The organism is Halobacillus sp. 12SKB, from assembly GCF_052941655.1.
On the sequence record NZ_JBRFWR010000001.1, the window covers coordinates 3,320,358 to 3,344,746 of the forward strand.

Consider the following 24,389-nt stretch of genomic DNA (forward strand, 5'->3'; position numbering starts at 1 on the left):
AAACTAGGCATAAACACAATTGTTATTCGACATTTTGTACTTGTTCTTTCAACTTTTCAATCTCGCTTTTCAAATTCACAACCATTTCCGTCATTTTGCCGTCATTGGATTTCGATCCGATCGTATTCACTTCCCGGTGCATTTCCTGGACAATAAAATCGAGTCTTCTTCCAACAGGCTCATCCATCGAAAGGGTGTCCTCAAATTGGACGAAATGGGACTGTAGTCTAGTCAACTCTTCGGTGACGTCCCCTTTTTCTGCAAGCAAAGCGACTTCCTGGAGGATTTTTGTTTCATCGGGCCTGATTTGTTCTTTGGTGTATTCTTCTACGCGGGTCCGAATCCTCTCTTTATACTCCTCGATCACCCTCGGCCGCCTCTCGTCCAGGCTATTCAGCCATGACCGGACTTTAGCGATGCGTTTTTCAAGATCTTCATACAGCTCCTGACCTTCTTTCGCCCGCATCTCTACAAGCTCTCTGGCAGCGTTATCCATGGCATCTAATAAAGCCACCTTCAACTCATCCGTATCGTTTTCCGTTTCTTTTTCCGAAAAAACGTTGTCTAACTTGGATACCATATCAATAGAAATATCCCCCGTCAAATCATGGCGGTGCTGGATATCCTTCAAATGGGTAATATATTGATTGACTATTCCCCAATTGACATCGATTTTCTTTTCAACTAATTCTTCTGCTTCAAGTGTTATAAAGATATCGATACGCCCTCTTGCCAACCGGCCTTTGACCACTTGTTTCAGCCGCTCTTCCAAAAACAGCAAGGCGTGAGGCATCTTGGTTGTTATATCCAAAAAGCGGTGATTCACCGATCGGATTTCTACATGAATCCTTGATTCACCGGTTTCCACCGTACTCTTTCCATACCCTGTCATACTTTTTAACAATACGATCATCACCTAATATGTAAAATGAATTCAACACCTATTTTAGCAAATGAATGGTTGGTGTTGCGAATGTTTGGCTTTACGTGATGAAAAATTTTAGAATAACGAGCTTTACTCATGCTATACTTCTAACAGTAGAGAGGTGAAGACGATGTCTTTTGACGGAATTGTAACCCGGGCGATCACGAACGAATTGAATGAAACGATCCAGTCCGGGCGTATTGTGAAAATTTATCAGCCAACTGAAACGGAGCTCGTATTTACGGTCCGTTCCAATCGAAAAAAACATACGCTATTGTTGTCCGCACACCCGAGCTATGCTCGTTTCCATTTGACGGATGATCAATATCATAACCCTAAAGAACCACCTATGCTTTGCATGCTTCTCCGGAAGCATTTGGTCGGTGGTTTTATTGAACGTATTGAACAGGTGGACATGGAAAGGATTGTGAAGTTCCATATCCGCACCCGCAACGAAGTCGGGGATGAAACAATGAAAACGCTCATTATTGAAGTGATGGGGAAACACTCCAACATCCTGCTTGTGGATGAAGAAGAAGGACATATGCTCGACAGCATCAAACACTTACCCCCTTCCCAAAACCGGCACCGAACGATTATGCCTGGACAGCCTTATAAACTTCCACCAGAACAAGGAAAGATCAACCCAGTTGACCTTGAACCAGAAGATTTCATCAGGAAATTGGACTTCAACGCAGGCAAAATGGATAAACAAATACTGAATGTGGTGATGGGTTTTTCACCTATGGTGACGAAGGAAATTGTGCATCGCGCTGGACTCGGTGGGTCACAAGCCGTTAAAGAAGCCTACCGGGAGATACGAGAGATTATCCTCAATCACACGTATGAGCCACAAATCCATCGAGCAGAAAAAGAGCAGTTCTATGTCATTCCATTACATGCCTTTTCAGATGGTGTGGAAAATTTCGAGAGCGTCAGTGCGATGCTGGATGATTATTATTCAGGGAAAGCAGAACGTGACCGTGTTAAGCAGCAGGCAGGGGATTTACACCGTTTCTTGAAAAATGAACGGGATAAAAACAAACGAAAAATTAAAAAACACGAAACGACGCTGAAAAAATCGGAGTCAGCCGAAGAATACCAGAAACTCGGTGAACTGTTGACTGCTCATATGCACATGGTCAAAACAGGAGACGAATCGGTGACGGTCGTTGACTACTACGATCCCGACCAATCAGAAATGACGATCGAACTCAATCCTAATAAAACGCCGAGTGAAAATGCACAAAGCTATTTTCAAACGTACACGAAACTGAAGAAATCCAAGGAAGTCGTGCAAAAGGAAATTCAAAAAGCAGAAGATGAAATCCTTTATTTCGATCGTCTTCTTCAACAAGTAGAATCGGCTAGAGAAGAAGACATCGAAGAAATTCGGGAAGAACTGCGTGAACAAGGGTACTTAAAGAAAAAAACGTCTGCAAAAGGGAACCGTAAGAACAAACCCCAGAAACCGAAACCGGAAAGTTTTGAGTCGACGGACGGGACCTTGATCTATGTAGGTCGAAACAACAAGCAAAACGAATATTTAACCAACCGAATGGCAAACAAAATGGATGTTTGGCTTCATGCCAAAGATATTCCCGGCTCCCATGTCGTCATACGAGACGAAGACCCGAGCGAAGATACGTTGTTTGAAGCCGCCCAGCTTGCTGCGAATTTCAGTAAATCCAGCAAGTCGTCCTCCGTTCCAGTAGACTACACGCGTATCCGCCATGTGAAGAAACCGTCAGGAGCGAAACCTGGGTTTGTCACCTATGACCAGCAACAGACGTTGTTTGTGACACCTGATTCAACTTTCATTAAAAAGTTAAAGAAAAAAGACTGACCCATGATCCCTGTGCCTATAAATGGCACAGGGATTTTCACATACGACAGGCCCGGATAACAAATAATATAAAGGCAACTGAATACGATTAAGGAGGTTGCTGTTATGCCGAAAAATTCAAAATCCAAACGCAATCCGAAAAAGAGCAGAGATGCTGTTCAACCAGCTTCTGGAGAAGAACGAATGACGATCTCCAAAGCTGGAGAAGGTCCTTACGATCGTAACAGATAAATAAAAAGCAGCACGTGTGTACTTTCACACGTGCTGCTTTTAATCTTCCATCCGTTCTACTGTTTCAAGCCCCATTCTTTCTCCAACAGCAAGCAAAGCTTGATTGATTTTCCAAATATAAAACAAGTGGTGAACAATATCTCCCTGCTCTTCCTTATGTCCTGGTGCAAACCGTTCAATCATTTCCCGCTCATGTTGAAGCCTAAATAATTGTCCACTCATCACTTCGCCGGTCATGACCGCCATGATTGTACGTATGTTGTGCTTGTACACCTTCTCCGTACGTTTGAGTGCATGTGTAATTTCCTTCGAGTGATGAAAATCCTTTTGGTAGGTAGAAGCCACTAACTGTTTCGCATAATAATTAATAGCCGTAAACGACATGAGCAGCCGGGGGATACCTGAGTATTTATTAGCTCCAGGTCTTTGTAGTGCAGGTTTTGCATCCTCCTCAAGCAGCTGAATCTTCTCATCCATTTGAAAAGCGAGATCCGCCAGCCCCTTCATGCTTTCTGAACGGCGGAAGTTTCGAATGTAAGACAAGATATATTCCTCGAGACTCTCTAAGTACTCCACCAGCTGCTCCTTCATTTTATCAAGCGTCCGTGTAGGGAAAATGAAGGCAGCCGCCGCTAGTGCAATCCCAGCTCCAGCAATCGTGTCGACCACCCTTGCAACCAGCAAAGAATAACTGATTCCGCCCAAAATGAGGTCGTACATGAAGGCGATGAGCATCGTGATAAACATACTCATCACGGTGTAGGAAACGGGAAGCATATAGAAAGCAAAAAAGATGACCGCAAAAATGAGACCTACTTCGAGTTCCGATTGTCCTGATACAGATTTTGCCAAAATGAAACCTATAATGGCCCCTGCTACGGTCCCGATCGATCTTTCCAACCCTTTCAAATAGGTGCGCCCAACGGTCGGTGTTCCTAATTGGACGATAAATGTCGTTAACAATACCCAATAGGGTTGGATAGGAGAAATCAAATGGCCCACAATCACAGCGATTGTTCCGGCAATCACCGATTGGATCGCTTTTTTTGTTGAAGGCTCCATCCCCTGCTCTTTATCTTCTTCTTCTGGTACTTCTTCTTCTACGTAGGATTGATCATCTGGATAGCCTCCCCCACTGTATCTAATGGCGAGGGCTCCTTCCGTCACATGCGTAGCAATCGCCTCGATACGACGGAGCAGATACAGCCACCCTTCCGGCCTTGTTTCATGTTCACCAAACCTTTGGTCAATCATCTTTCTCAAAGCGAGGACTACTCGTTCGGCTTCAGAAAGATGCTTCTCTTCCTTTTCCATTTTTAGTACTTCTGCCTTTTGCAACGTCTGAATGAGATGGAAGAGAATGGAACGGAGTTCTTCTGTCTCCAGTGCTCCACTTTCTTTCAATTTTTCCAAGCTATCCGAAAGCGTCATGACAAACATAGCCGTATCAAACACATATAATCGTAATTGTTCCGTACGGACTCCCGGCCAGACTTCTCTAATATTCTGTGCATTCAAGTCCGTGGACACATGATTGGCATAGTCCCTCAACTTTTTTACATTCTCCGTCAGTTTTTTTGAACGAATCTGATTCCTTTCTGGATCTTTAACGACATCTGCTAACAATTCAAAGGTCAGATTCGCCTGCCTGTGAAAAGATTGAAGACTACGCTTAAGCTGTTGAGCCGTATCTCTAAAAATGATGAAATTATATAAAAATGCGTAGGTGATGCCGATACAGATTGCACCGTAAAACCAAGGGAATTGTTCGGGAGGAAGTTTTAAAAAGGAAGAAAAGTAGACGGTAATAAATCCGATCATACCTAAAGAAAAATATCGACTACCGAATTTAGAAAAATAAAAGCTGCAAAAAATGATCAAGATCATCAACATGGACACGAGGACGGCACTCCAGGACATTAAAGACCCAAGCGTCACTCCAGTGATCGCTGAAAAGGGAAGCAAAAGTGTCGTGCCCTGCTTTTCTTTTTTCGTATCATCCATTACCGCCATGATCCCCAGCAGCCCACATACACCAGAAATGATTGCGGGAAGAAGCGGATCGTGCCCGAGCAGGTTCAAGACCAGTAAAGTAGTGAAAACAGCCGAGATCACACTGAGTGTTGCTTTCCCTGCCTGCTGCAACCGCTTATTTCCTGGATCTGAAGCCAGCATTCTCTTGAACCAATACGATTGTCTTCCTATTTCATACATGGAACAATTCCTCCTCTCTTCTGTTTTTTTATGTATTGCGTTAATCCCATTTATCAAATAGGTATCACTTTTCTATAAGTCCGCACATCCCTATTCCTTTATTCGTAAGAGTAACGACAGGATAGATAAAGATAAATTATAGAGTGCACTCCCCCATCTGTCAAAGATAAAGCAGCCTTCCTTAATCGTTTATCCTACTATCTTTACATCATATAAACTTTTTAAGATAATGGCAGGATTGTGGAAGACTCAGTTTCGAGGTGTCTTGGGGTTCGTTTCCTGGTTGAGCGTCAGGGGTAGTTGGGAAGCCACTCGCTTTCCTGTGGGGGAGTGGCGAGCTTCCTCGGGCTACGCCCTGCGGGATCTCGCCGATCTCCTCTCTCCCACGGGAGTCTCCTAGCTTCCCAACCACCCCATCCGATGAAGAGGATAACGAACCCCTTTACCAATTGGGGAGATCTCCCGCTCCCCCAATTGTTGTAAGCATAAAACTCTCTGTATCAAAATTTCAGGGTTCGAGTGCCTCGGCATGGGAGTTGTTTACTGATACCCCCATCAAACGGAATAGCTGATCATTCGGGAGGTGGTTTCGAGATACTTATATGGCAAAGGGGCGGAGGGGGATGGCGAGACTCCTAACTTAAGTGTGCAGGCGCCTTGATCAGCGGCGTATGGACTGGACTGAGCTGGCGGAGATAAAGGAAACACGAAGAACGGAATGATTCGATGTTGACTTATCGTACAGAAGCGAGGGAAGTCTCGCTAGCCGCACAGGACGCAGTCCGAGGAGGCTCACCTCGCTCCTGCGGAAAGCGAGTCATCCCCCGCAGCCCCGCCCCACCTCACAAACGTCTCGAAACTGAGTCTTCCAGAAAAGGGAGCTTTCCTTGAATAGAATATGCATAGACATTATGCCATTGGATAAAAAAAACCACGATTGATCGTGGTTTTAGGTTAGGAAATATGCGAATACTGCTATTGATGCTAAATAAGAAAAGATCGCCTGTGCCCAGTACCTTCTACTTTCACGCTTCAACATGTAAACATTCCACAAAATGAATAAAGTGAGGGAAGCGAATAAGCTCAATAAAGGTTCTAAAGACCACATGGACTCCATAAATGCGAATGCCACCCACGTGTACAAATAGACAAAACAGGTCAATAAGCCGAGCGAGGCATTCATGAGTATGAAGAAAGAATGTTTTTTAGATTTCATTTTCATCACCAATATGTTTTGATGATTTCATCGTACTAGGAGACTGAAGAAATAGCAACTCCTCTATACGTTAAGAGTTCGTAAAAACATAAGGATCCTGTCTCCACGTCATCAACAGTTGTTCCTGCTCTTTTTCGATTTTATTTTCAGTAAGTAACTGCTGAAGAAGCTCTTCATAACTTGTCAGGGATTGATATGAGTAGCTTTTACCTGCGAACGCCTCTTGAGCCGTTTGAAGGTTATAAGTGAAGATCGACAGTACTTCGACCACTTCAACACCTTCGTTCTCGAGGGCTTCTGCAGCTTCTATTGAGGATTTTCCTGTTGAAATTAAATCCTCGATGACGATCGCCTTCTGCCCTTTTTCAATGTGACCTTCAATCTGATTTCCTTTTCCGTGCTTTTTGGCCGACGACCGGACATAAACCATAGGTAAGTTCAGAAGATCCGCCACCCAGGCTGCATGGGGAATACCCGCTGTCGCGCAACCTGCGATAACATCGATGGGACCGAGAGCCTCAATTTTTTCCGCGAATGCTTCCGCAATGTTTTTTCTTACTTTAGGATAGGACATCGTTAAGCGGTTATCACAATAAATCGGAGACTTTAGTCCGGATGTCCATGTGAAGAAGTGATCGGTTTCAATTTTCACCGCTCCTATGTGAAGCAGGTCATCTATGATGGTTGATCGACTCATGTTGAAAGGCCTCCTTTATTTTTTTGTACATTTCCAAAGGGTTTTCTGCGTCTCGGATAGCTCTGCCTACAACCATCGCATCACTCCCGGTTACCCGGGCCTTCTCGGGTGTAGCCACACGTTTCTGGTCATGCTGTTCTCCACCATCGAGACGGATTCCTGGTGTTAAAGCGGCAAGCCCAGTATTTTTCTTTATGATCCCGGCCTCTTCTACTGAGCACACGACACCATCCACGCCACATTTCTCTGCCCGCATACCATAATGCTTGACTACTTCAGCTAAAGGATGGTCGATCAGCAGCTGATCTTTCAGCATTTGCTGGTCTGAAGAGGTAAGGACCGTGACAGCTAACAAGACGGGCACCTGACCTTGCGCTCCTTCTTTTAAGCCAATCTTTGCGGCTTTCATCATGTCTTCCCCACCTTGAGCATGGACGTTTACGACATCAACTTCCAGACTTGCAAGATTTCTCATCGCACGGCGGACTGTTTCTGGAATATCATGCAGTTTCAAATCGAGAAAAATTTCGTGCCCTTTTTCCTTTAATTGATGGATGACGGTTGGGCCTTCTTTATAAAAAAGCTCCATGCCCACTTTCACCGGAATACCCGTAAGATGGTTACGCTCCAAGAAATCCAAGGCCTCGTTTCCTGTTTGGAAGTCAAGAGCGAAGTACAGGGGTTTCAACTTTTTCATCGTGGGCACCTCCAATCGCTTGCTTTACGCTTGAAAAACCGTAACGTGCGAGAACAGCCGGCAGTTCTTCAATGATCTCTTTGCATATGAACGGATTTTTGAAGTTCGCACTTCCAATCGCTACTGCACTTGCACCGGCAAGTAAGTATTCCAACACATCTTCAGCTGATTCAATCCCGCCCATGCCTATAATTGGGATGGTTACTGCTTGATAGACCTGATGGATCATCCGGATGCTGATCGGTTTGATCGCTGCTCCGGAGAGACCTCCTGTTCCATTTGCAATGACAGGTTTGCGCGTCTTAGGATCAATCCTCATTCCTGTTAAGGTATTGATCATTGAAAGACCAGATGCACCTGCTTCCTCTGCTGCAAGAGCCATACCGACGATGTCAGTCACGTTCGGGGAGAGTTTCACATATACAGGTACATGGCTAACTTCAACGACATGACGGGTCACTTCTTTCGCTAAGGCCGGGTCGGTGCCGAACTGCACCCCTCCCTCTTTGACATTCGGACAAGAAATGTTCAGTTCGATGGCATCCACGTGAGGGGAGATTTTTTCAGCGACCTCCACATACTCCCCTACTGTACTGCCGGCAACATTTGCAATAATCGGAAGGTGATGGTTTTTCAAAAATGGGATTTCGTCTGAGATGATGCTTTCCACACCAGGATTTTGCAGTCCGATCGCATTCAACATGCCGCTTGCGGTTTCAGCAACTCTTGGTGTGCCATTTCCAAAGCGGCGTTCCTTCGTAGCTGCTTTCATAATGACAGCTCCAAGGTTGGATAAATCATAAAATTGGGCGAATTCCTTCCCGAATGCAAAACACCCAGAAGCCGGCATAATGGGATTTTTCAAACGTAAACCTGGTAGATTGACAGTTAAATTCATGTTAAGACGACCTCCCCGGCCTTGAATACAGGTCCATCACAGCAGATGCGCTTGTATCCTTTTTCATCATTAGATTCTACGACACAGGCAAAGCAGGCTCCGATGCCACACCCCATCCGCTCTTCCATGGACAAGTATCCTTCTTTGTCAGAAAGATGATCAGCCACTGCTTTCAGCATCACCGTCGGACCACAGGATAAGTAGTGCTGGTAATTATCTTTCACATCAGGGAGAGCGTCCGTCACACGGCCGCTCCTCCCTAGTGATCCATCTTCTGTCGTCACGTGGACTTCTCCAAGGGCCTTGAATTCATCCAGTAAAAAGGCATCCTCCTTTAATCTGAAACCGAGAATACTCGTAACGGACACTCCGTTTTCTTTCAGTTTATTCGCCGCACTGTAAAGCGGTGGCACTCCGATCCCTCCACCAATAATTAAGGCGTGATCGCAATGGATTCTTGCTGCCGGAAAGCCTTGACCTCCAGGACCTAGAACATCTAAACGCTCACCAACCGGACAACGTGTTAAAGCTTTCGTCCCGTCTCCCATGACTTTATAAATGAGAGTCATTGTATCATTTACCGGATTATAATCCGCAATGGATATCGGGCGACGCAGGTAGAAACCATCAATTTTGACGTGGACGAATTGACCGGGATCTTCGATGTCCTTGACCAAATCCCCCTCCAGCATGAGAAGGTGCGTATCTCTCGCAAGCTTTTCATGCTTAAGAATAGTCATCCTTTCGTTTTTCATCCTGTCACCCCTTCCATCGGTGTGATCGCACGTGCCGAGAAGGACATAGCATTGATGACATCAACAATGGTTTTTGCCGTGTCCAGACTGGTTAAGCAGGCGAGGCCATGTTCGACGGCTTCTCTACGGATTCTGAATCCGTCCGATCTTGCACGCATACCTTTATTGAGGGTATTGACGACGAATTGTACTTCTCCTTGCTGAATCAGATCAATGACGTCGCGCTGATCGGATCCTACTTTTCCTACAGCTTCGACCGGAATCTTCGCTTCTTCTATTACGGAAGCTGTACCTTCTGTAGCGAACAATCGGAAGCCCAGCTCAAAGAATGTCTTCGCAATGTCCAACATCTCTGATTTGTCTTTGTCTGCAACGGTCAGCAGAACAGATCCTTGAGTCGGTATTTTCAAGCCTGCGGATGTCATTCCCTTATAAAGGGCTTTTTCCAATGTTTGATCATACCCGATGACTTCGCCGGTTGACTTCATCTCAGGCCCGAGCGTCGTATCAACACTTCTCAGTTTTTCAAAGGAGAACACAGGCACTTTGACATAGACACCATTCGGCTTGGCAGCTACTCCGGATGTGTACCCTTCATCTGCCAACGTTTTTCCTAATAGAACCTTCGTCGCAAGTCGTGCCATTGGAACACCTGTGATTTTACTCAAGAAAGGAACGGTCCGGCTTGCTCTAGGATTCACTTCAAGGACGTAGGCTGTCCCTTTGTAAACGACGAACTGGATGTTGATGAGTCCTTTCATATTCAGCTCTCTGGCAATCTTCGTTGTCGCGTCGATACACTGTTGTTCGAGTTCCTTCGTAAGTCGCTGGGTCGGATAAACCGCCATGGAATCTCCTGAATGGACTCCTGCGCGTTCAATATGCTCCATAATTCCTGGAATGAAAACATCTACACCGTCCGAGATCGCATCCACTTCAATTTCCATTCCTGTCATATACTTGTCGATCAAAATGGGGTGGTCATTGTGCGCGGCAGCATTCGTTTCCAAGTAAGAAGATAGTTCCTCATTTGAATAGACAATCGCCATCGCACGTCCGCCAAGAACATAGGAAGGTCTGACGACAAGTGGAAAGCCGATCTTTTCAGCCGCAAGGAATGCTTCCTCTGCGCTTGTGACACTTTCTCCTCCTGGTTTAGGGATGTTCAGATCGTTAAGCAGTTGTTCGAACAAATCTCTGTCTTCTGTTTTATCGATCGACTCCATTGTTGTACCTAATATTTTGACGCCTTCTCTGGTCAATCCGTCTACGAGGTTGATGGCCGTCTGCCCACCGAACTGGACGATGACTCCTTCAGGCTGTTCGAGATCGATGACATTCATTACATCTTCCAATGATAACGGTTCAAAATAAAGTTTGTCAGAAACACTGAAGTCTGTGGAGACCGTTTCCGGGTTGTTGTTCATAATAATCGCTTCAAAGCCCATTTCTTTGAGAGCCAGGACAGAATGGACGGTCGCATAGTCGAATTCGACCCCCTGCCCAATCCGGATCGGGCCTGAACCAATGACGAGCACCTTTTTATTTTCGCTCGGGATGGCTTCATTTTCATCCTCATAACTACTGTAAAAATAAGGTGTTTCCGACTCAAACTCTCCGGCACATGTATCGACCATTTTGTACACCGGGCGGATCCCGTGACTTCTTCTCCATTCCCTCACTTCTGTAACCTTACGTTCTGTTAAACGTGCGATTTGCTGATCAGAAAATCCTATTCTCTTCACCTTTTGTAGTAAAGAAGCATCCAATTCTCCTTGTGCGACTTTCTTTTCAAGCTGAATGATTCGCTGTAGTTTATAAAGGAAGAATAAGTCAATCCCGCCTGTCGTTTCATGCAGGCTTTCAATGGAATAGCCTCTCCTTAATGCCTCTGCGATTAAAAATATCCGCTCATCATCCGCCTTTTTCAGTCTTCTTGTCAGCTCTTCATCTTTCAAATGTTCCGCATAAGAGAGGTAAAGTTCTTCTGTATCGCCTTCCAGTGAACGGATGCCTTTTAGAAGAGATTCTTCAAAGCTTCTCCCGATACTCATCACTTCACCGGTCGCTTTCATTTGTGTCCCGAGTGTACGGTTTCCTTTGGCAAATTTATCGAACGGCCAGCGCGGGATTTTCGTTACGACATAATCGAGTGCTGGTTCAAAGCAGGCATAGGTCGTACCAGTAACTGGATTCTTGATTTCATCAAGCGTCATTCCTACAGCGATTTTGGCTGCTAATTTTGCAATCGGGTAGCCGGTCGCCTTGGATGCAAGGGCAGAAGAACGACTGACGCGTGGATTCACTTCGATGATGTAATATTGGAAACTATTCGGATCGAGAGCAAGCTGTACATTACATCCACCTTCAATTCGGAGAGCCTGGATGATTTCCAAAGACGCATTTCTAAGCATTTGATACTCACGGTCACTTAGTGTCTGAGAAGGAGCGACAACGATGGAATCACCGGTATGAATACCGACAGGGTCGAAGTTTTCCATGTTACAAACGACAATTTTGTTGTCCGCACCATCGCGCATCACTTCATACTCCACTTCTTTGAAGCCGGCAATGTTTTTTTCTATCAAGCACTGGCTGACCGGAGAAGCCGCCAGTCCGCTTCTAGCAATCTCTTTCAACTGAGCGGCATCGTCACACATGCCCCCACCGGCTCCGCCCATCGTGTAAGCCGGACGGACGATAACCGGAAAGCCGATGGTCTCTGCAAAATCCAGTGCCTCTTCTACTGTGCTGACAATTTCACTTTCAGGTACAGGCTGGTTCATTTCATGCATCAAGGACCGGAATTTCTCACGGTCTTCCGCTTGTTGGATCGCATCGAGCGGCGTCCCTAACAGTTCCACATCAAATTCTTCAAGAATGCCAGATTCGCTCAACTCTACCGCCATATTCAGACCTGTCTGCCCCCCAAGCGTCGGGAGAATCGCATCCGGGGTTTCTTTTCGGATGATTTTCTGCAGGAACTCAAGGGTTAGTGGTTCCATGTAGACTTGATCGGCAAAGGTATGGTCAGTCATGATCGTTGCTGGATTCGAATTTGCAAGGATGACTTCATACCCTTCTTCTTTCAAAGATTGGCAGGCTTGGGTTCCGGAATAATCGAATTCAGCGGCCTGGCCGATAACAATTGGACCGGATCCGATGACGAGAATTTTAGTTAGATCTGTACGCTTAGGCATTGGGAGTCCTCCTTCGTTGTCTTCTGATGGTGATCGATCATTTTCAAGAATTCATCGAATAAGTGGGCCGTATCTTCAGGTCCTGGTGAACTCTCCGGATGGTATTGCACAGAGAAAACAGGGTGGTTCTTGTGTTTCAATCCTTCCACAGAGTTGTCATTCAAAGAAACTTGAGAAAGGCGCAGCTCGGTCTGTTCCAGTGAATGAAGGTTGACGGAATAGCCATGGTTCTGTGATGTGATATAGGTTCTTCCTGTATCCAAATCTTTCACAGGCTGATTGATTCCTCTGTGGCCGAATTTCATCTTAGAAGTATCTGCTCCAGAAGCAAGAGCAATCAACTGATGACCGAGACAGATTCCGAATATAGGTACTTGAGACATCAATTCCCTAATCGTTTGGATCGCTTCCGGAACATCTTTTGGATCTCCAGGACCGTTCGATAGCATGACGCCATCCGGTTTTAGTCTTAGGATCTCTTCTGATGAAGTATGGTAAGGAACGACGGTCACATGACAATCACGCTTCGTGAATTCCCGTAAAATCCCGTGTTTCATACCATAATCAACAAGGACGATCCGCTCGCCACGTCCTGGAACAACATAAGGCTTCACCGTCGATACCTGTTTTACTTGATCTTTCAACAGCGGAGTTGCTTCCAGTATGTGAAGTACTTCAGAAACCGGACGATCGGATGAAGTGATCATCGCCTTCATCGTTCCGTGCTGGCGTATGATTTTTGTCAGCTTTCTCGTATCAATATCGCTGATGCCTGGTATATTTTTAGCTTTCAGAAATTCATCAATCGTTTCTTCGTTACGGAAATTGGAAGGAAAATCACAGTGTTCTTTTACTATGACCCCGAACACTCCCGGGTTGACGGTTTCAAAATCATCGCGATTGATCCCGTAATTTCCGATGAGTGGATAAGTAAATGTGATCAACTGTCCATAGTAGGAAGGGTCAGAAATCACTTCCTGATAACCGCTCATTCCTGTGTTGAAAACGACCTCACCGATCGTTTCCCTTTCACTTCCGAATCCTTCTCCTACAAATACGGTTCCATCTTCAAGCACGAGTTGTTTCATGCGTTTTTCCCTCCCATACAATTTTTCCGTCAACCATCGTAAGCTCCGGCCAACCTTTCGCTCTCCAGCCATGGAACGGCGTGTTCTTCCCTTTTGATACAAAACTGTGACGGTCAATCATCCGTTCATGGTTTACGTCCACAATGGTTACATCCGCTGGTGCTCCTTTTTTCAATGTTCCATATGGGATTCCAAAAATCTCAGCCGGCTTACTCGTCATCCACTCCACAAGACGCTCCAGCTGAATTCCATGCTTTTCTAAAAAATGAGTGAACAAGAGCGGAAAAGCGGTTTCCAATCCTGTAATTCCAAAAGGCGAGTAAAGAAAACCTTGTTTTTTATCCTCCTCCGTATGTGGAGCATGATCGGTCGCAATAAAATCGATAGTCCCGTCCATCAACCCTTCGACGAGCGCTTGCTGATCTTCTTTTGATCGAAGCGGCGGGTTCATTTTGAAAAAGGCATCGTCTTCAGGAATGTCTGTTTCGTTTAGAATCAAGTGATGCGGAGTCACTTCTGCTGTGACATGAATCCCTGCCTTTTTCGCATCCCGGATGACCCTCACCGATTCCTTCGTTGATACGTGACACACGTGATAATGGCAGCCGGTCGCTTCGGCAAGAAGGACGTCTCTCGCGATTTGCACGGATTCAGCAACATTCGCTATGCCAGGGAGGCCGAGTCTCTCGCTTACCTCGCCCTCATGAGCGACACCTTTGTACACGAGTGAATTATCTTCGCAGTGAGCAACAATGGCTTTGTTCAGACGACTCGCTTCCTTCATCGCTTCGTACATCATGCCCGCGGTTTGAACACCAACTCCATCATCGGTAAAGGCGAAGGCACCCATTTTTGACAGCGTCGGCATGTCAACAAGCTCTCTTCCAAGTTGACGAGTCGTGATGGAAGCATAAGGCAGCACTCGAACGGTTGCATCCTGCTTGATCTTCTCCAATAATGTTTCCATGTTCTCTTCGGAATCAGGTACAGGCTTTGTGTTCGGCATGGCACACACCGTTGTGAATCCTCCACGAGCCGCAGCTTCTGTTCCTGTAAGGATCGTTTCTTTTTGTTCGTCTCCAGGTTCACGCAAATGGATATGGACATCGACCAGCCCCGGCAGAACAAACCCTTCTTTCGCATCAATGACCTCATCCGCTTCTCCGACATCCGGAGCTATTTCAACAATTTTACCGTCCTCGATCAGAATTTCGCATCGATCAAAGCTATGATCCGTAAACACCTGACCGTTGATGATTTTCTTCTTCATTTAAAGCTCCCCTTTCATGAGTGCGTGGATGATGGCCATCCGCATGGTCACTCCATTCGTCATTTGCCTGAAAATCTTTGATTTTTCACATTCCACAAGCCTCTCATCGATTTCCACCCCGCGATTGACAGGAGCTGGATGAAGGATGATGCTGTGGTTCATCATTTGCGCCTCCCTTTCGACGGTCAGCCCATATTCTTCTAGATAACTCCCTATTACACCATGGTTTGTATGCCGCTCATGTTGAATCCGCAGCAGCATCAGGACATCACACGTTTCAACGGCTTCGTCCATCGTAATGTAGTCCTTTGTCATGGTAGGGTCCTGCCAATCTGGTTTACTGACAAAAGATACCCGGGCCCCGAGCTGTCTCAGTGCATAGGCATTGGACCTTGCCACACGGCTATGTTTCAAATCTCCCGCAATGCAGATATGCAAGCCTCTGAAACTATGAAAATGTTCATGGATCGTGTACAAGTCCAGGAGTGATTGTGTGGGATGCTCCCCACAGCCATCTCCGGCATTGATCAGAGGCATATCTAATCCATCGGTACATGTCGCGAGCCCTCCGACTTCGGATTGCCGGACGACAGCTAGATCCACGCCGATGGACTCTAATGTCTTTAGAGTGTCATACAAGCTTTCCCCTTTCGTTAAGCTGGAATCAACGCCATCCAATTCAACGACTTCAAAATCCAACTTCCTTTCGGCTATGTGAAAGCTCGTTTTTGTACGTGTGCTCGGTTCTAAAAATAGATTGGCAGCAAAATGTCCCGTATAAGAGGGGAAGTTTGTGGGATCTTCCAGTCGATCTGCTAAATGAAGCAGGTGATAGATCTGTTCATTGCTCAGCTGTTTAATGGAAAGCAAATTCCTCTTGGATCGAATAGCGGTCATGTACATCTCTCCGTTCCTTTAAGTAATGTAACGGGGACTAAGGAGAAAAAAAGCACCCCCAGGTGTCTGGGGGTGCTGAACTCGTCGCATGACAGACGAGCCCATCCCTAGTACACCTTTTCGAGCCTCTCGGGACTCAGTTAAAACGTGAAGCTAGTGTTGGTTATGCTACATGATCTTTGTTGTTTTTCTGTTCGATTTCAGGCACCTCAAACATTTGTCCATTTCCGTGTCCTTTTTCTTTACCAGGAAGGATCAAGTTAAGGCCGACACCGATGATGGCTGCAAGCGCCATTCCCGCGATTTGGACTTCCTCCGTCACTTGGACGAAAGCACCGCCTACACCGATGACAAGGATGACAGAAGCGATGATCAGGTTTCTCTTTTCACCAAAGTCGATCTGATTATCAATCAGCATCCGCAGGCCACTGGAGGCGATGATTCCGAAGAGCAGGATGGACACCCCTCCCATGACGGCTGTCGGGATGGAGCTGATGACCGCGGTGACCATGCCGATAAAACCGAAGACGATGGCGATCACAGCTGCTCCGCCAATGACGAACACACTGTACACTCTCGTAATCGCGAGCACTCCGATATTTTCTCCATAGGTGGTGTTCGGCGGTCCTCCCAGACAGGAGGCGATGAATGTGGCGACTCCATCTCCAAGAATGGATTTATCAAGACCTGGGTTTTTCAAAAAGTTTCTGCCTACGACTTTCGATAAGACCATCTGATCGCCTGTATGTTCCGTGATGGTGACAAGCGCAAAGGGAACCATCAGAAAGGCGATTTCCCAGCTGATCACTTCCAGCGGTGAAAAGTCGATGAATGGGACAACGAAATCAGGAGCCTGGAAGAGAGCTGCTATAGCGCCCGTAAACGAGCCGGCTGTCGTAATGGCCGTCCATTCTTCCTGGATGCCACTCGTATCTACAATTCCCTGGGTCATAGCGAATGCATAACCGCCGACAATTCCGAAGAGGATGGGCAGCAGGGAAAAGAATCCTTTAAAATAGATGGATGCAATAATCGTGATAGCCAGAGTGACAAGAGCGACCATGAAGTGCGTTCCACTGTAGATGTTTTCTTCCTGCCCCGGCAGGTACATAGCCATCTCCACAGCCGTTGAAGCCAACCCAAGACCGATGACTATGATGACCGGGCCGACCACAATCGGAGGAAGCAGGTTCATGAGCCACTTCGTTCCGAAAATGGAGATTAAAAGGGCAACCAGTCCGTAGACGAGACCGGCAAGAAAACTTCCGACCATTGCCCCGGCAACCCCGCTCGATTTGGAAACTTCTATAATCGGAGCGATGAAAGCAAAACTTGAGCCGAGATAGGCCGGCACCTTCCCTCTTGTAATGAGCAGGTAAGCAAGTGTTCCGAACCCGCTTGATACAAGAGCGACTGATGGCGATAAGCCGGTCAGAAAAGGAACGAGAATCGTTGCGCCGAACATTGCGAACAGATGCTGGAGGCTTAGAACAAGCCATTTATTGAGTGCTGGGACTTCATTAACGTCGAGTGCTGCTTGATGTTGTTTCATATTGATTTCCTCCTTGATGTCTCCTCTTCTATTAGAGGTAGTAAGTGGCTTTGAGCCCTCGAGATTTTCCCATAAAAAAACCTCTTTGCGCTTAAAAAGTACGCAAAGAGGTAGACGTGTAGAGATACACGTATCCTTACGAACCTTTTAAGCCTCACGGGACTTCCTTTAAAGGTTACTCTTCATTCATTTTTCATAAATTTTCACTTCGTCTGCTTTATCCGTTTCAGATAAAGTGACGGTAATGATTTCTTCCTGGGAAGTCGGAACATTTTTCCCGACATAATCCGCTCGGATCGGCAGCTCCCGGTGCCCCCGGTCTACTAAGACTGCCAGCTGGATTTCTTTCGGTCGCCCATGGTCGATCAGTGCATCCATTGCGGCACGCACCGTCCGGCCTGTATAAAGAACATCGTCGACGAGGATGACTTTCTTGCCATCAATATCCGCCGTAATATTCGTTTCTTTCAATTGAGGTTCCGCACCATTTTCCTTAGGAGTTAAATCGTCGCGGTAAAGCGTGATATCAAGCTCTCCATCCGGAAGGGCTCCACCTTCAATCTCCTGGATTTTTTCCTTGAGACGTTGAGCAATTGGAACGCCGCGGGTTTTAATTCCTACTAGGACAAGGTCCTCAATCCCTTTATTCTTTTCAATAATTTCATGTGAGATCCGGGTCAATGCCCGTCGGATCGCTGCATCATCGAGTACTGTAGCTTTTGGATTCATGATTGAGTCCTCCTTGATTCCATGGATTCAGTGACGAAAAAACCCCTTTTCCGCATAATGGCAGAAAAGGGGTTCTCGATACACGTATCCTGTGTATAACCGTCACCTTTTCAGCCTCACGGGACTGTCTTTAAAGGTCTTTATATTCTATATGGAAGTATGACACTCCCATTAGAGTTTGTCAATAACTTTTTATACCTCCCGAGTTTCCAAGTACTTCAGTGTCTCTTGAAATTCCGCTGGAGGCTCAACCTCAAACTTTTTCCATTCGCCTGTTCTCGGATGCTCGAAACCTAAGGATTTGGCATGCAGGGCCTGCCCATCAAGGTCTAACGTTTTACGAGGGCCGTACTTCGGATCACCCGCTAGCGGATGCTCAATGTAGCGCATATGCACACGGATCTGGTGTGTACGCCCTGTTTCCAGTTTACATTCGACGAGGGTGAAATCAGTGAAATGACGCAGCACGCGGAAATGGGTCACAGCATCACGTCCACCATCGACCACAGCCATCCTTTGACGATCTTTAGGATCCCTTCCAATCGGTGCATCAATGGTTCCATATTCATGATGAATTTCCCCATGGACAATCGCTTCATATTTACGTTCCACTGTCTTTTTCGACAGTTGCTCAGCAAGGGATTGATGGGCAAGGTCATTCTTAGCTACCATCAATAGACCACTCGTGTCTTTATCAATCCGATGGACGATTCCCGGTCGCTCCACCCCGTTGATTCCAGACAAATCTTTCACATGGAATAAAAGAGCATTTACGAGTGTTCCGGAGGAGTGGCCCGCTGCCGGGTGGATCACCATGCCTGATGGTTTATTGACGACAATGACATCTTCATCTTCATACACGATCTCAATCGGAATGTCCTCAGGGAGGATATCCATCGGTTCAGGCTCGGGAATATACCAAGTGATACTCTCCCCCTCCTGCACCTTGTAATTGCTCTTTACCGCTTTCCCATCTACGAAGACAATGCCATCCTTAAGCCATCCCTGGATTTGGGATCTGGATGCTTCTTCGATGACTTCTGTTAACAATTTATCAATCCGCTTGGACTGATCATTTTCTGTAACCTTATAATGTTCACTCAAGATTTCAAACTTCCTTTCTTTCTGCGCTCATCCACGAACGTGGCAATCATGACGAAAATCACTCCGACGACAAGGGCAGAGTCCGCTACATTGAAAATAGGAAAGTCATAAGTGAAAATGTACGTGTTGGCGAAATCAACGACTTCCTTACGAAATACGCGGTCGATGAAATTCCCAATTGCTCCCGCGAGGATGAATGCAAGCGCTACACCTACAAAACGACTTTCTTTTCCATATTGATGTAAATAGTAAATGACAAAACCAATCACGACCACCGTTATGATATAAAAGAACCACATCTGCCCTTGCAGGATTCCCCAGGCAGCTCCTTGATTCCGGTGAGAGGTCAAGTAGAAAAAGTTTTCGATGATTGTTATGCTTTCTCCAATATCCATTTTTGTGACCACAAGCCACTTCGTCCACTGATCAAGGATAATGAGACCAATGGCGATGATATAATACAAAATCATAAGCGTCCCCCATGAATCTTAGTCCTAGCCTATTGTACCACAAAACTCCCTCTGCAAAGAACAACTTCTCCATTCTGCGTAAGCTCCGTTTAGTTGACGACTCAGTTTCGCGATGCTTTCGGGTATTCGTTTGCCATAATGGGAGTCAGGGGTGGCCGGGAAGCTACTCGCTTTCCTGTGGGGGAGCGCCGAGCTTCCTCGGACTGCGTCCTGCGGGATCTCGCCTATCTCCTTCTCCCACGAGAGTCTCGCAGCTCCCCATCCACCCCATTCGTTGAGGAGTGAAACGAACCCCTATACCGCGAGTGAGTGTCTCTTACGCCTCTCCCTAAGTAGGCATTAAACGCTCTACACCAAGCTTTATGTTCTGGCTGTCTCGTAAGTGGAAAAGTTTATATGATTCATTTCGCTTCACCATTCAAGCTGATCTATTAGAAGTGGTTTCGAGAATCATCCTTGGTAAAGGGGCGGAGGGGGATGGCGAGACTCCTAACTTTAGTGTGGAGGCGCCTTGATCACCGGCGTATGGACTGGACTGAGCTCGAGGAGATAAAGGAAACACGAAGAACGGAGTGATTCGATGTTGACTTATCGTACAGACAGAAGCGAGGGAAGTCTCACTAGCCGCTAGGCGCCGGAACTAAATAACGAAGAGGAAAAGAGTGTTTGGTGAGACCCCGTAAGGCGTCAGCCTGAGGAGGCTCATCGGACTCACGTGGAAAGCGAGCTATTCCCCGTAGCCCCCATCCACTCAATAAAAGTCTCGAAACTGAGTCTTCAAGAATCCTGCCAGTTTGCTTAAGAAGGGATGGAAGAGAAAAGGTGCCGTTCTTGTGGGAACGGCACCTTGGTTAGTATGAAAGGATAATGTCCGTATGTACGGCATGGTACTTAAGGCTGGGAGCTGTATTCCTCTTCCATTTTACGCTCCACTTCTTTCTCATCATCAAGCTCTGTATCAAATAAATGATCCCAGTCATCGTTATCAATCATATCGATTTGAGCTTCTACCAGCATACGCAGTCTTGTTTTGAAAACTTTTGCCTGCTTTTTCATATCTTCCACTTCGATATTAATACGGCGTGATTTTTCAAGTGCTTCATTGATAATACGATCGGCATTTTTTTCTGCCTCTTTGACAATTAATTTCGATTCTTTGTTTGCACTGTTCTTTACGTCTTCTGCGGTTTCTTGAGCGACGAGAATTGATTTATTGAGCGTCGTCTCGATATCGTTAAAGTGACCTAGACGTTCGTTCAATTGACTAACTTCCCGTTCCAGCTCTTTTTTCTGACGGATAACAATTTCATAATCTTTGATAACTTGATCGAGAAATTCGTTAACCTCGTCTTCATCATATCCTCTAAAACCGCGTGTGAATTCTTTGTTATGAATATCCAGTGGTGTTAATGGCACACCATCCACCTCCCCAAAACATCGATCTAATTTATAAATTCGACAGGAACCTACGTTATCCTTCTTTGCTGCTACATTAATTTAATTTTGATGTCATCACTTTATATTTTTCTTTTTTCGTTTCACCCAGCACTTCATCGAGTCGGCTTCTGCCTTTTCCACGTAAAGAAATGAGATCCCCTTCTTCTAATGAAAATGATGTATCTTCAACGGTACGGAAATTGACCTTCACCTGTCCCGCTTCAATGAACATGGATGCTTTATTACGGGACATCCCATAAATTTCCTTGACCATAACATCCAGGCGAAGCGAAGAAACAGTCGTTTGTTTCGTCGACCATGTTTCATTACTCTCTATCCGCGCAGATAAAGGTTTTTCTTCAAATTGCACGTTGGAGCGCTTAATGCCGGTTAAGTTCATTTTAATGTAGTCACTAATTTCAGAGGCTGCTGTAATTTGAAGGATGCCATCCTGCACAACGAGATCTCCCATCTTCTCTCTGCGAATTCCCAACGACATAAAAGCCCCCAGAACATCGCGATGCTCAAGCGTTACAAATTTTTGAGGATAGGAAGCCTCTAATAACATCAACTGAAAATCTTCTTTTTCAATAATCTCGTAATCAGGAGCGATGATCGCACGCTTTCGTTCACTAGTCACCGCTCCCCCTTCTAATCCGTATATAAGATCCGGATCATTCCCCATAATTGCCTTCATGATCATTTGTTCCCTCGGATCAAGGAAATCTGTCAGCTTCCGCTGGTATTTAAGAGCCACATCTTCACGAATAGATAACACTTGATCAATGAATGGCTTTTCTTCTTTTCGAAAGTGTTGATAGATATCCACCTAAAAAACCTCCATAACTACCAAAAGGAACAGATGTGAGAACATAAAGATGTGCTCTCTGATCTGTTCCTCGACTTATAATCCCATAATGATGTAATATAGTTCGCCTAAACCTGCTCGAGCAAAGTTCAGGACGAGAATAGCAACGATTGGTGAAATATCAATCATACCTAGTGGAGGAATGATTTTTCGGAAAGGCTCCAGGAAAGGCTCAGCCAACCGGGAAAGGACTTCACCGAAACTAGATTCACGCGCGCCAGGGAACCAGGACATCAAAATGTAGATAATGAGAATCCAACTGTAAATTTGTAGTGCAGTCATTAAAATCTGAAACAAAAACGCCATGTCTTACCACCTTCTGTTTATATCATCTTCATCTTGCGCAATCATTTCTGAAATAGATCCTGAAATTTCAACGTTATCAGGAGTACACAGAAATGTTTGTGTTCCGAGCTTTTGAATATCTCCCCCTATAGCATATACCGTTCCGCTTAAAAAATCTACAATCCGTTTTGCCTGATGATGATCGACACGTTGTAAATTGATTACAACAGCACGGCGGTTGACCAGCTGATCGGCAATGTCCTGAGCTTCGTTATAGCTGCTCGGCTCACTCAACACCATTTTTGATGAGGATTTAGCACTTTTCAAACTGACGACATTGCCCTGCTCCTGTTTCTTCGTCGCCCGTTGACGCTGTGCAGGCTCTTCTTCGTAATCATCTTCCACTTCTTCCTCAATGTACTCGTATTCATCATCCAACGTGAAAAACGAACGAAATTTATTTTTCATGCTCATTTTCATCACCTCTGATTTTATTTATTCACCGACAAGACTGGAGCCAAGGCGGATATGTGTCGCTCCTTCTTCGATCGCCAATGCAAAGTCGTTGCTCATTCCCATGGATAAATATTCACAAGGGGCATGCCGGTAACCTTTGTCCCTGATGCGATCTCTTAGAGCCCTCAATTGGCGGAATACTCCACGCAGTTTCTCTTCGTCATCTGTATGGGGGGCCATCGTCATCAGACCGACGACTTTAACATTTTCGTAATGACTTAACACTTCTATAAAAGATTCAACTTCTGAAGCAGCTAACCCGTGTTTAGATTCCTCTTCACTAATGTTAACCTGAATAAAACATGGAACCGGACAACCAGCCCTTTTGTTTATCTCTTTAGCAAGGGACTTGCGGTCAAGAGAGTGGATCATGGAGACTTGTCCGATAACATCCTTCACTTTTCGCGATTGCAGGGTCCCGATAAAATGCCAGGTCGCCTGATCACCGATTTCCTCATACTTTTCCAGAAGGCCCTCTTTCCTGTTTTCACCAAGATGTTTAATCCCGGCCTCCAGGGCTTCCTGCGCCCGTTCAGTAGTGACGTATTTGGTAACCGCTATAAGGGTGATTTCATTTTTAGAACGTCCACTATTTTTACAAGCTTGTTCAATTTGTTGATCAATTGTTGCTAAGTTATCTACAACCGACATGTTAGAACTCCTTCCCGCTCATCAAGTCCGAAGCGTAATATACCCAAGCATACGCCCCGTACTTCCCTGATCGCGCCGGTGGGAATAAAACGTTTTTTCTTCCTCGTATGTACAAAAGTCAGTCATTTGAATATTGTTTTCCCTCAAGCCTTCCTCTATCATCATTCTCCGGTGAAGTACTTTCAGGTCTAATTGATATTTCCCTTTTCCTTTATTTATCACACATTCTTTTTTGTAGCTTTCAGGAATGAAACTGATCACATGATCATCAACTTCATAGTGTTTCATGCCAATGGATGGACCGATAACGACTTGGATGTTTTCAAGCTTACATCCTTTGTCTTGAAGTGCGCGGAGCATCTCTCCTGCCATCCCGTTTACTGTTCCCTTCCATCCAGCATGAGCAATTCCGACCCAGCCTGATTCAGAATCAGAAAAGTATAACGGCACGCAATCTGCAAAAAAAGCGCCAAGGACAAGGTTTTTCTCATTGGTAATCAACCCATCTACCTTCGAGACGGCGGTTTGCAAGGAAGTCGTACCAGCTCCAGCATTTCTCTTATCTACAGCAGCGACCTCGGTACCATGAACTTGCTCACCGATTACCCATCTGGAAAGCGGGATGCCAATCTCTCCGGCAAGCGCGTGTCTATTTTTCAATACATCTTCTTTTTTATCGGATACATGGAGCCCCATGTTCAGCGAATCGAAAGGGGCTTCACTATGTCCGCCCTGACGTGTTGTCAATCCTGCAGTCACATTCTGGTGGGAATGAAAACAAGTCATCTGTCTAATGGAATGTGATTGGAAAGGTTCCATTTGAACACCACCTCAATTTCACTC

At 45.7% G+C, this 24,389-nt stretch carries 22 protein-coding genes; 2 read left to right on the plus strand and 20 right to left on the minus strand.

The features are described 5' to 3' along the window. Positions 1 to 22 precede the first annotated feature (22 nt). Complete coding sequence (locus ACQ4XT_RS16560) at positions 23 to 913, minus strand: YicC/YloC family endoribonuclease (protein WP_446855719.1); 891 nt, start codon at positions 911 to 913, stop codon at positions 23 to 25. Between the two features lie 142 nt (positions 914 to 1,055). On the opposite strand from ACQ4XT_RS16560, the gene ACQ4XT_RS16565 reads away from it, so the two are divergent. Both ACQ4XT_RS16565 and ACQ4XT_RS16570 read left to right on the plus strand, forming a co-directional pair. Then, complete coding sequence (locus ACQ4XT_RS16565) at positions 1,056 to 2,771, plus strand: Rqc2 family fibronectin-binding protein (protein ID WP_446854620.1); 1,716 nt, start codon at positions 1,056 to 1,058, stop codon at positions 2,769 to 2,771. Between the two features lie 105 nt (positions 2,772 to 2,876). Continuing rightward, complete coding sequence (locus ACQ4XT_RS16570) at positions 2,877 to 3,002, plus strand: hypothetical protein (protein WP_446854621.1); 126 nt, start codon at positions 2,877 to 2,879, stop codon at positions 3,000 to 3,002. A gap of 39 nt (positions 3,003 to 3,041) precedes the next feature. Here ACQ4XT_RS16570 and ACQ4XT_RS16575 read toward each other — a convergent pair whose 3' ends face one another. The 19 genes from ACQ4XT_RS16575 to pgeF form a co-directional block, all read right to left on the minus strand. After that, a complete protein-coding gene (locus ACQ4XT_RS16575; RefSeq protein WP_446854622.1) occupies positions 3,042 to 5,216 on the minus strand; it encodes an FUSC family protein in 2,175 nt (724 codons plus the stop codon). A gap of 1,286 nt (positions 5,217 to 6,502) precedes the next feature. Next, positions 6,503 to 7,129 (minus strand): orotate phosphoribosyltransferase, encoded by a 627-nt coding sequence (gene pyrE / locus ACQ4XT_RS16580; RefSeq protein ID WP_446854623.1) that lies wholly within the window; start codon positions 7,127 to 7,129, stop codon positions 6,503 to 6,505. Continuing rightward, positions 7,104 to 7,826 (minus strand): orotidine-5'-phosphate decarboxylase, encoded by a 723-nt coding sequence (pyrF, locus tag ACQ4XT_RS16585; protein ID WP_446854624.1) that lies wholly within the window; start codon positions 7,824 to 7,826, stop codon positions 7,104 to 7,106. The genes pyrE and pyrF overlap by 26 nt, the downstream gene beginning before the upstream one ends. Then, on the minus strand, positions 7,792 to 8,724 hold the full coding sequence (locus tag ACQ4XT_RS16590; protein WP_446854625.1) for a dihydroorotate dehydrogenase: 933 nt from the start codon (positions 8,722 to 8,724) through the stop codon (positions 7,792 to 7,794). The genes pyrF and ACQ4XT_RS16590 overlap by 35 nt, the downstream gene beginning before the upstream one ends. Next, positions 8,721 to 9,479 (minus strand): dihydroorotate dehydrogenase electron transfer subunit, encoded by a 759-nt coding sequence (locus ACQ4XT_RS16595; protein WP_446854626.1) that lies wholly within the window; start codon positions 9,477 to 9,479, stop codon positions 8,721 to 8,723. The genes ACQ4XT_RS16590 and ACQ4XT_RS16595 overlap by 4 nt, the downstream gene beginning before the upstream one ends. Continuing rightward, the gene (gene carB / locus ACQ4XT_RS16600) at positions 9,476 to 12,679 is read right to left on the minus strand and encodes a carbamoyl-phosphate synthase large subunit (RefSeq protein WP_446854627.1); all 3,204 of its coding nucleotides are present in this window, start codon (positions 12,677 to 12,679) and stop codon (positions 9,476 to 9,478) included. The genes ACQ4XT_RS16595 and carB overlap by 4 nt, the downstream gene beginning before the upstream one ends. Further along, the gene (locus ACQ4XT_RS16605; protein ID WP_446854628.1) at positions 12,658 to 13,767 is read right to left on the minus strand and encodes a carbamoyl phosphate synthase small subunit; all 1,110 of its coding nucleotides are present in this window, start codon (positions 13,765 to 13,767) and stop codon (positions 12,658 to 12,660) included. Before ACQ4XT_RS16605 ends, carB begins: the two co-directional genes overlap by 22 nt. After that, positions 13,748 to 15,037 carry a dihydroorotase gene (gene pyrC / locus ACQ4XT_RS16610; RefSeq protein ID WP_446854629.1) on the minus strand — a complete coding sequence of 430 codons (1,290 nt, stop codon included), beginning with the start codon at positions 15,035 to 15,037 and terminating at the stop codon, positions 13,748 to 13,750. Before pyrC ends, ACQ4XT_RS16605 begins: the two co-directional genes overlap by 20 nt. Next, positions 15,038 to 15,934 (minus strand): aspartate carbamoyltransferase catalytic subunit, encoded by an 897-nt coding sequence (locus ACQ4XT_RS16615; RefSeq protein WP_446854630.1) that lies wholly within the window; start codon positions 15,932 to 15,934, stop codon positions 15,038 to 15,040. A gap of 163 nt (positions 15,935 to 16,097) precedes the next feature. Further along, positions 16,098 to 17,486, minus strand: a complete 1,389-nt coding sequence (locus tag ACQ4XT_RS16620) for a solute carrier family 23 protein (protein ID WP_446854631.1) — start codon at positions 17,484 to 17,486, stop codon at positions 16,098 to 16,100. A gap of 186 nt (positions 17,487 to 17,672) precedes the next feature. Next, positions 17,673 to 18,215, minus strand: a complete 543-nt coding sequence (pyrR, locus tag ACQ4XT_RS16625) for a bifunctional pyr operon transcriptional regulator/uracil phosphoribosyltransferase PyrR (RefSeq protein ID WP_446854632.1) — start codon at positions 18,213 to 18,215, stop codon at positions 17,673 to 17,675. 192 nt (positions 18,216 to 18,407) lie between these two features. Next, positions 18,408 to 19,319 (minus strand): RluA family pseudouridine synthase, encoded by a 912-nt coding sequence (locus tag ACQ4XT_RS16630; RefSeq protein ID WP_446854633.1) that lies wholly within the window; start codon positions 19,317 to 19,319, stop codon positions 18,408 to 18,410. Continuing rightward, positions 19,316 to 19,789 carry a signal peptidase II gene (gene lspA / locus ACQ4XT_RS16635; protein ID WP_446854634.1) on the minus strand — a complete coding sequence of 158 codons (474 nt, stop codon included), beginning with the start codon at positions 19,787 to 19,789 and terminating at the stop codon, positions 19,316 to 19,318. The genes ACQ4XT_RS16630 and lspA overlap by 4 nt, the downstream gene beginning before the upstream one ends. An 891-nt stretch (positions 19,790 to 20,680) precedes the next feature. Continuing rightward, the gene (locus tag ACQ4XT_RS16640) at positions 20,681 to 21,205 is read right to left on the minus strand and encodes a DivIVA domain-containing protein (RefSeq protein WP_089652830.1); all 525 of its coding nucleotides are present in this window, start codon (positions 21,203 to 21,205) and stop codon (positions 20,681 to 20,683) included. Positions 21,206 to 21,281: 76 nt separating this feature from the next. Then, positions 21,282 to 22,055, minus strand: a complete 774-nt coding sequence (locus ACQ4XT_RS16645; protein ID WP_446854635.1) for a YlmH family RNA-binding protein — start codon at positions 22,053 to 22,055, stop codon at positions 21,282 to 21,284. A gap of 75 nt (positions 22,056 to 22,130) precedes the next feature. Further along, entirely contained in the window at positions 22,131 to 22,400 is a 270-nt protein-coding gene (locus ACQ4XT_RS16650) for a YggT family protein (RefSeq protein ID WP_089652828.1), read from the minus strand. A 3-nt stretch (positions 22,401 to 22,403) separates the two neighbouring features. After that, the gene (locus ACQ4XT_RS16655) at positions 22,404 to 22,853 is read right to left on the minus strand and encodes a cell division protein SepF (RefSeq protein ID WP_446854636.1); all 450 of its coding nucleotides are present in this window, start codon (positions 22,851 to 22,853) and stop codon (positions 22,404 to 22,406) included. Between the two features lie 21 nt (positions 22,854 to 22,874). Next, positions 22,875 to 23,546, minus strand: coding sequence for a YggS family pyridoxal phosphate-dependent enzyme (locus tag ACQ4XT_RS16660; protein WP_446854637.1), 672 nt, complete (start codon positions 23,544 to 23,546; stop codon positions 22,875 to 22,877). Positions 23,547 to 23,567: 21 nt separating this feature from the next. After that, positions 23,568 to 24,365: a peptidoglycan editing factor PgeF gene (pgeF, locus tag ACQ4XT_RS16665; RefSeq protein WP_446854638.1), complete on the minus strand. Its 798-nt coding sequence runs from the start codon at positions 24,363 to 24,365 to the stop codon at positions 23,568 to 23,570. Between the last annotated feature and the right edge of the window lie 24 nt (positions 24,366 to 24,389).

What these genes read in the sequence shown, in the direction of transcription:
- ACQ4XT_RS16605 (WP_446854628.1), bottom strand. Translation starts at nt 13,767, where the DNA reads ATGAAACAACTCGTGCTTGAAGATGGAACCGTATTTGTAGGAGAAGGA.
- pyrF (WP_446854624.1), bottom strand. Translation starts at nt 7,826, where the DNA reads ATGAAAAAGTTGAAACCCCTGTACTTCGCTCTTGACTTCCAAACAGGA.
- ACQ4XT_RS16590 (WP_446854625.1), bottom strand. Translation starts at nt 8,724, where the DNA reads ATGAATTTAACTGTCAATCTACCAGGTTTACGTTTGAAAAATCCCATT.
- ACQ4XT_RS16650 (WP_089652828.1), bottom strand. Translation starts at nt 22,400, where the DNA reads ATGGCGTTTTTGTTTCAGATTTTAATGACTGCACTACAAATTTACAGT.
- lspA (WP_446854634.1), bottom strand. Translation starts at nt 19,789, where the DNA reads ATGATTTTGTATTATATCATCGCCATTGGTCTCATTATCCTTGATCAG.
- ACQ4XT_RS16570 (WP_446854621.1), top strand. Translation starts at nt 2,877, where the DNA reads ATGCCGAAAAATTCAAAATCCAAACGCAATCCGAAAAAGAGCAGAGAT.
- ACQ4XT_RS16615 (WP_446854630.1), bottom strand. Translation starts at nt 15,934, where the DNA reads ATGACCGCTATTCGATCCAAGAGGAATTTGCTTTCCATTAAACAGCTG.
- ACQ4XT_RS16595 (WP_446854626.1), bottom strand. Translation starts at nt 9,479, where the DNA reads ATGAAAAACGAAAGGATGACTATTCTTAAGCATGAAAAGCTTGCGAGA.
- pyrC (WP_446854629.1), bottom strand. Translation starts at nt 15,037, where the DNA reads ATGAAGAAGAAAATCATCAACGGTCAGGTGTTTACGGATCATAGCTTT.
- pgeF (WP_446854638.1), bottom strand. Translation starts at nt 24,365, where the DNA reads ATGGAACCTTTCCAATCACATTCCATTAGACAGATGACTTGTTTTCAT.
- carB (WP_446854627.1), bottom strand. Translation starts at nt 12,679, where the DNA reads ATGCCTAAGCGTACAGATCTAACTAAAATTCTCGTCATCGGATCCGGT.
- ACQ4XT_RS16620 (WP_446854631.1), bottom strand. Translation starts at nt 17,486, where the DNA reads ATGAAACAACATCAAGCAGCACTCGACGTTAATGAAGTCCCAGCACTC.
- pyrE (WP_446854623.1), bottom strand. Translation starts at nt 7,129, where the DNA reads ATGAGTCGATCAACCATCATAGATGACCTGCTTCACATAGGAGCGGTG.
- ACQ4XT_RS16565 (WP_446854620.1), top strand. Translation starts at nt 1,056, where the DNA reads ATGTCTTTTGACGGAATTGTAACCCGGGCGATCACGAACGAATTGAAT.
- ACQ4XT_RS16560 (WP_446855719.1), bottom strand. Translation starts at nt 913, where the DNA reads ATGATCGTATTGTTAAAAAGTATGACAGGGTATGGAAAGAGTACGGTG.
- ACQ4XT_RS16655 (WP_446854636.1), bottom strand. Translation starts at nt 22,853, where the DNA reads ATGAGCATGAAAAATAAATTTCGTTCGTTTTTCACGTTGGATGATGAA.
- ACQ4XT_RS16660 (WP_446854637.1), bottom strand. Translation starts at nt 23,546, where the DNA reads ATGTCGGTTGTAGATAACTTAGCAACAATTGATCAACAAATTGAACAA.
- ACQ4XT_RS16575 (WP_446854622.1), bottom strand. Translation starts at nt 5,216, where the DNA reads ATGTATGAAATAGGAAGACAATCGTATTGGTTCAAGAGAATGCTGGCT.
- pyrR (WP_446854632.1), bottom strand. Translation starts at nt 18,215, where the DNA reads ATGAATCCAAAAGCTACAGTACTCGATGATGCAGCGATCCGACGGGCA.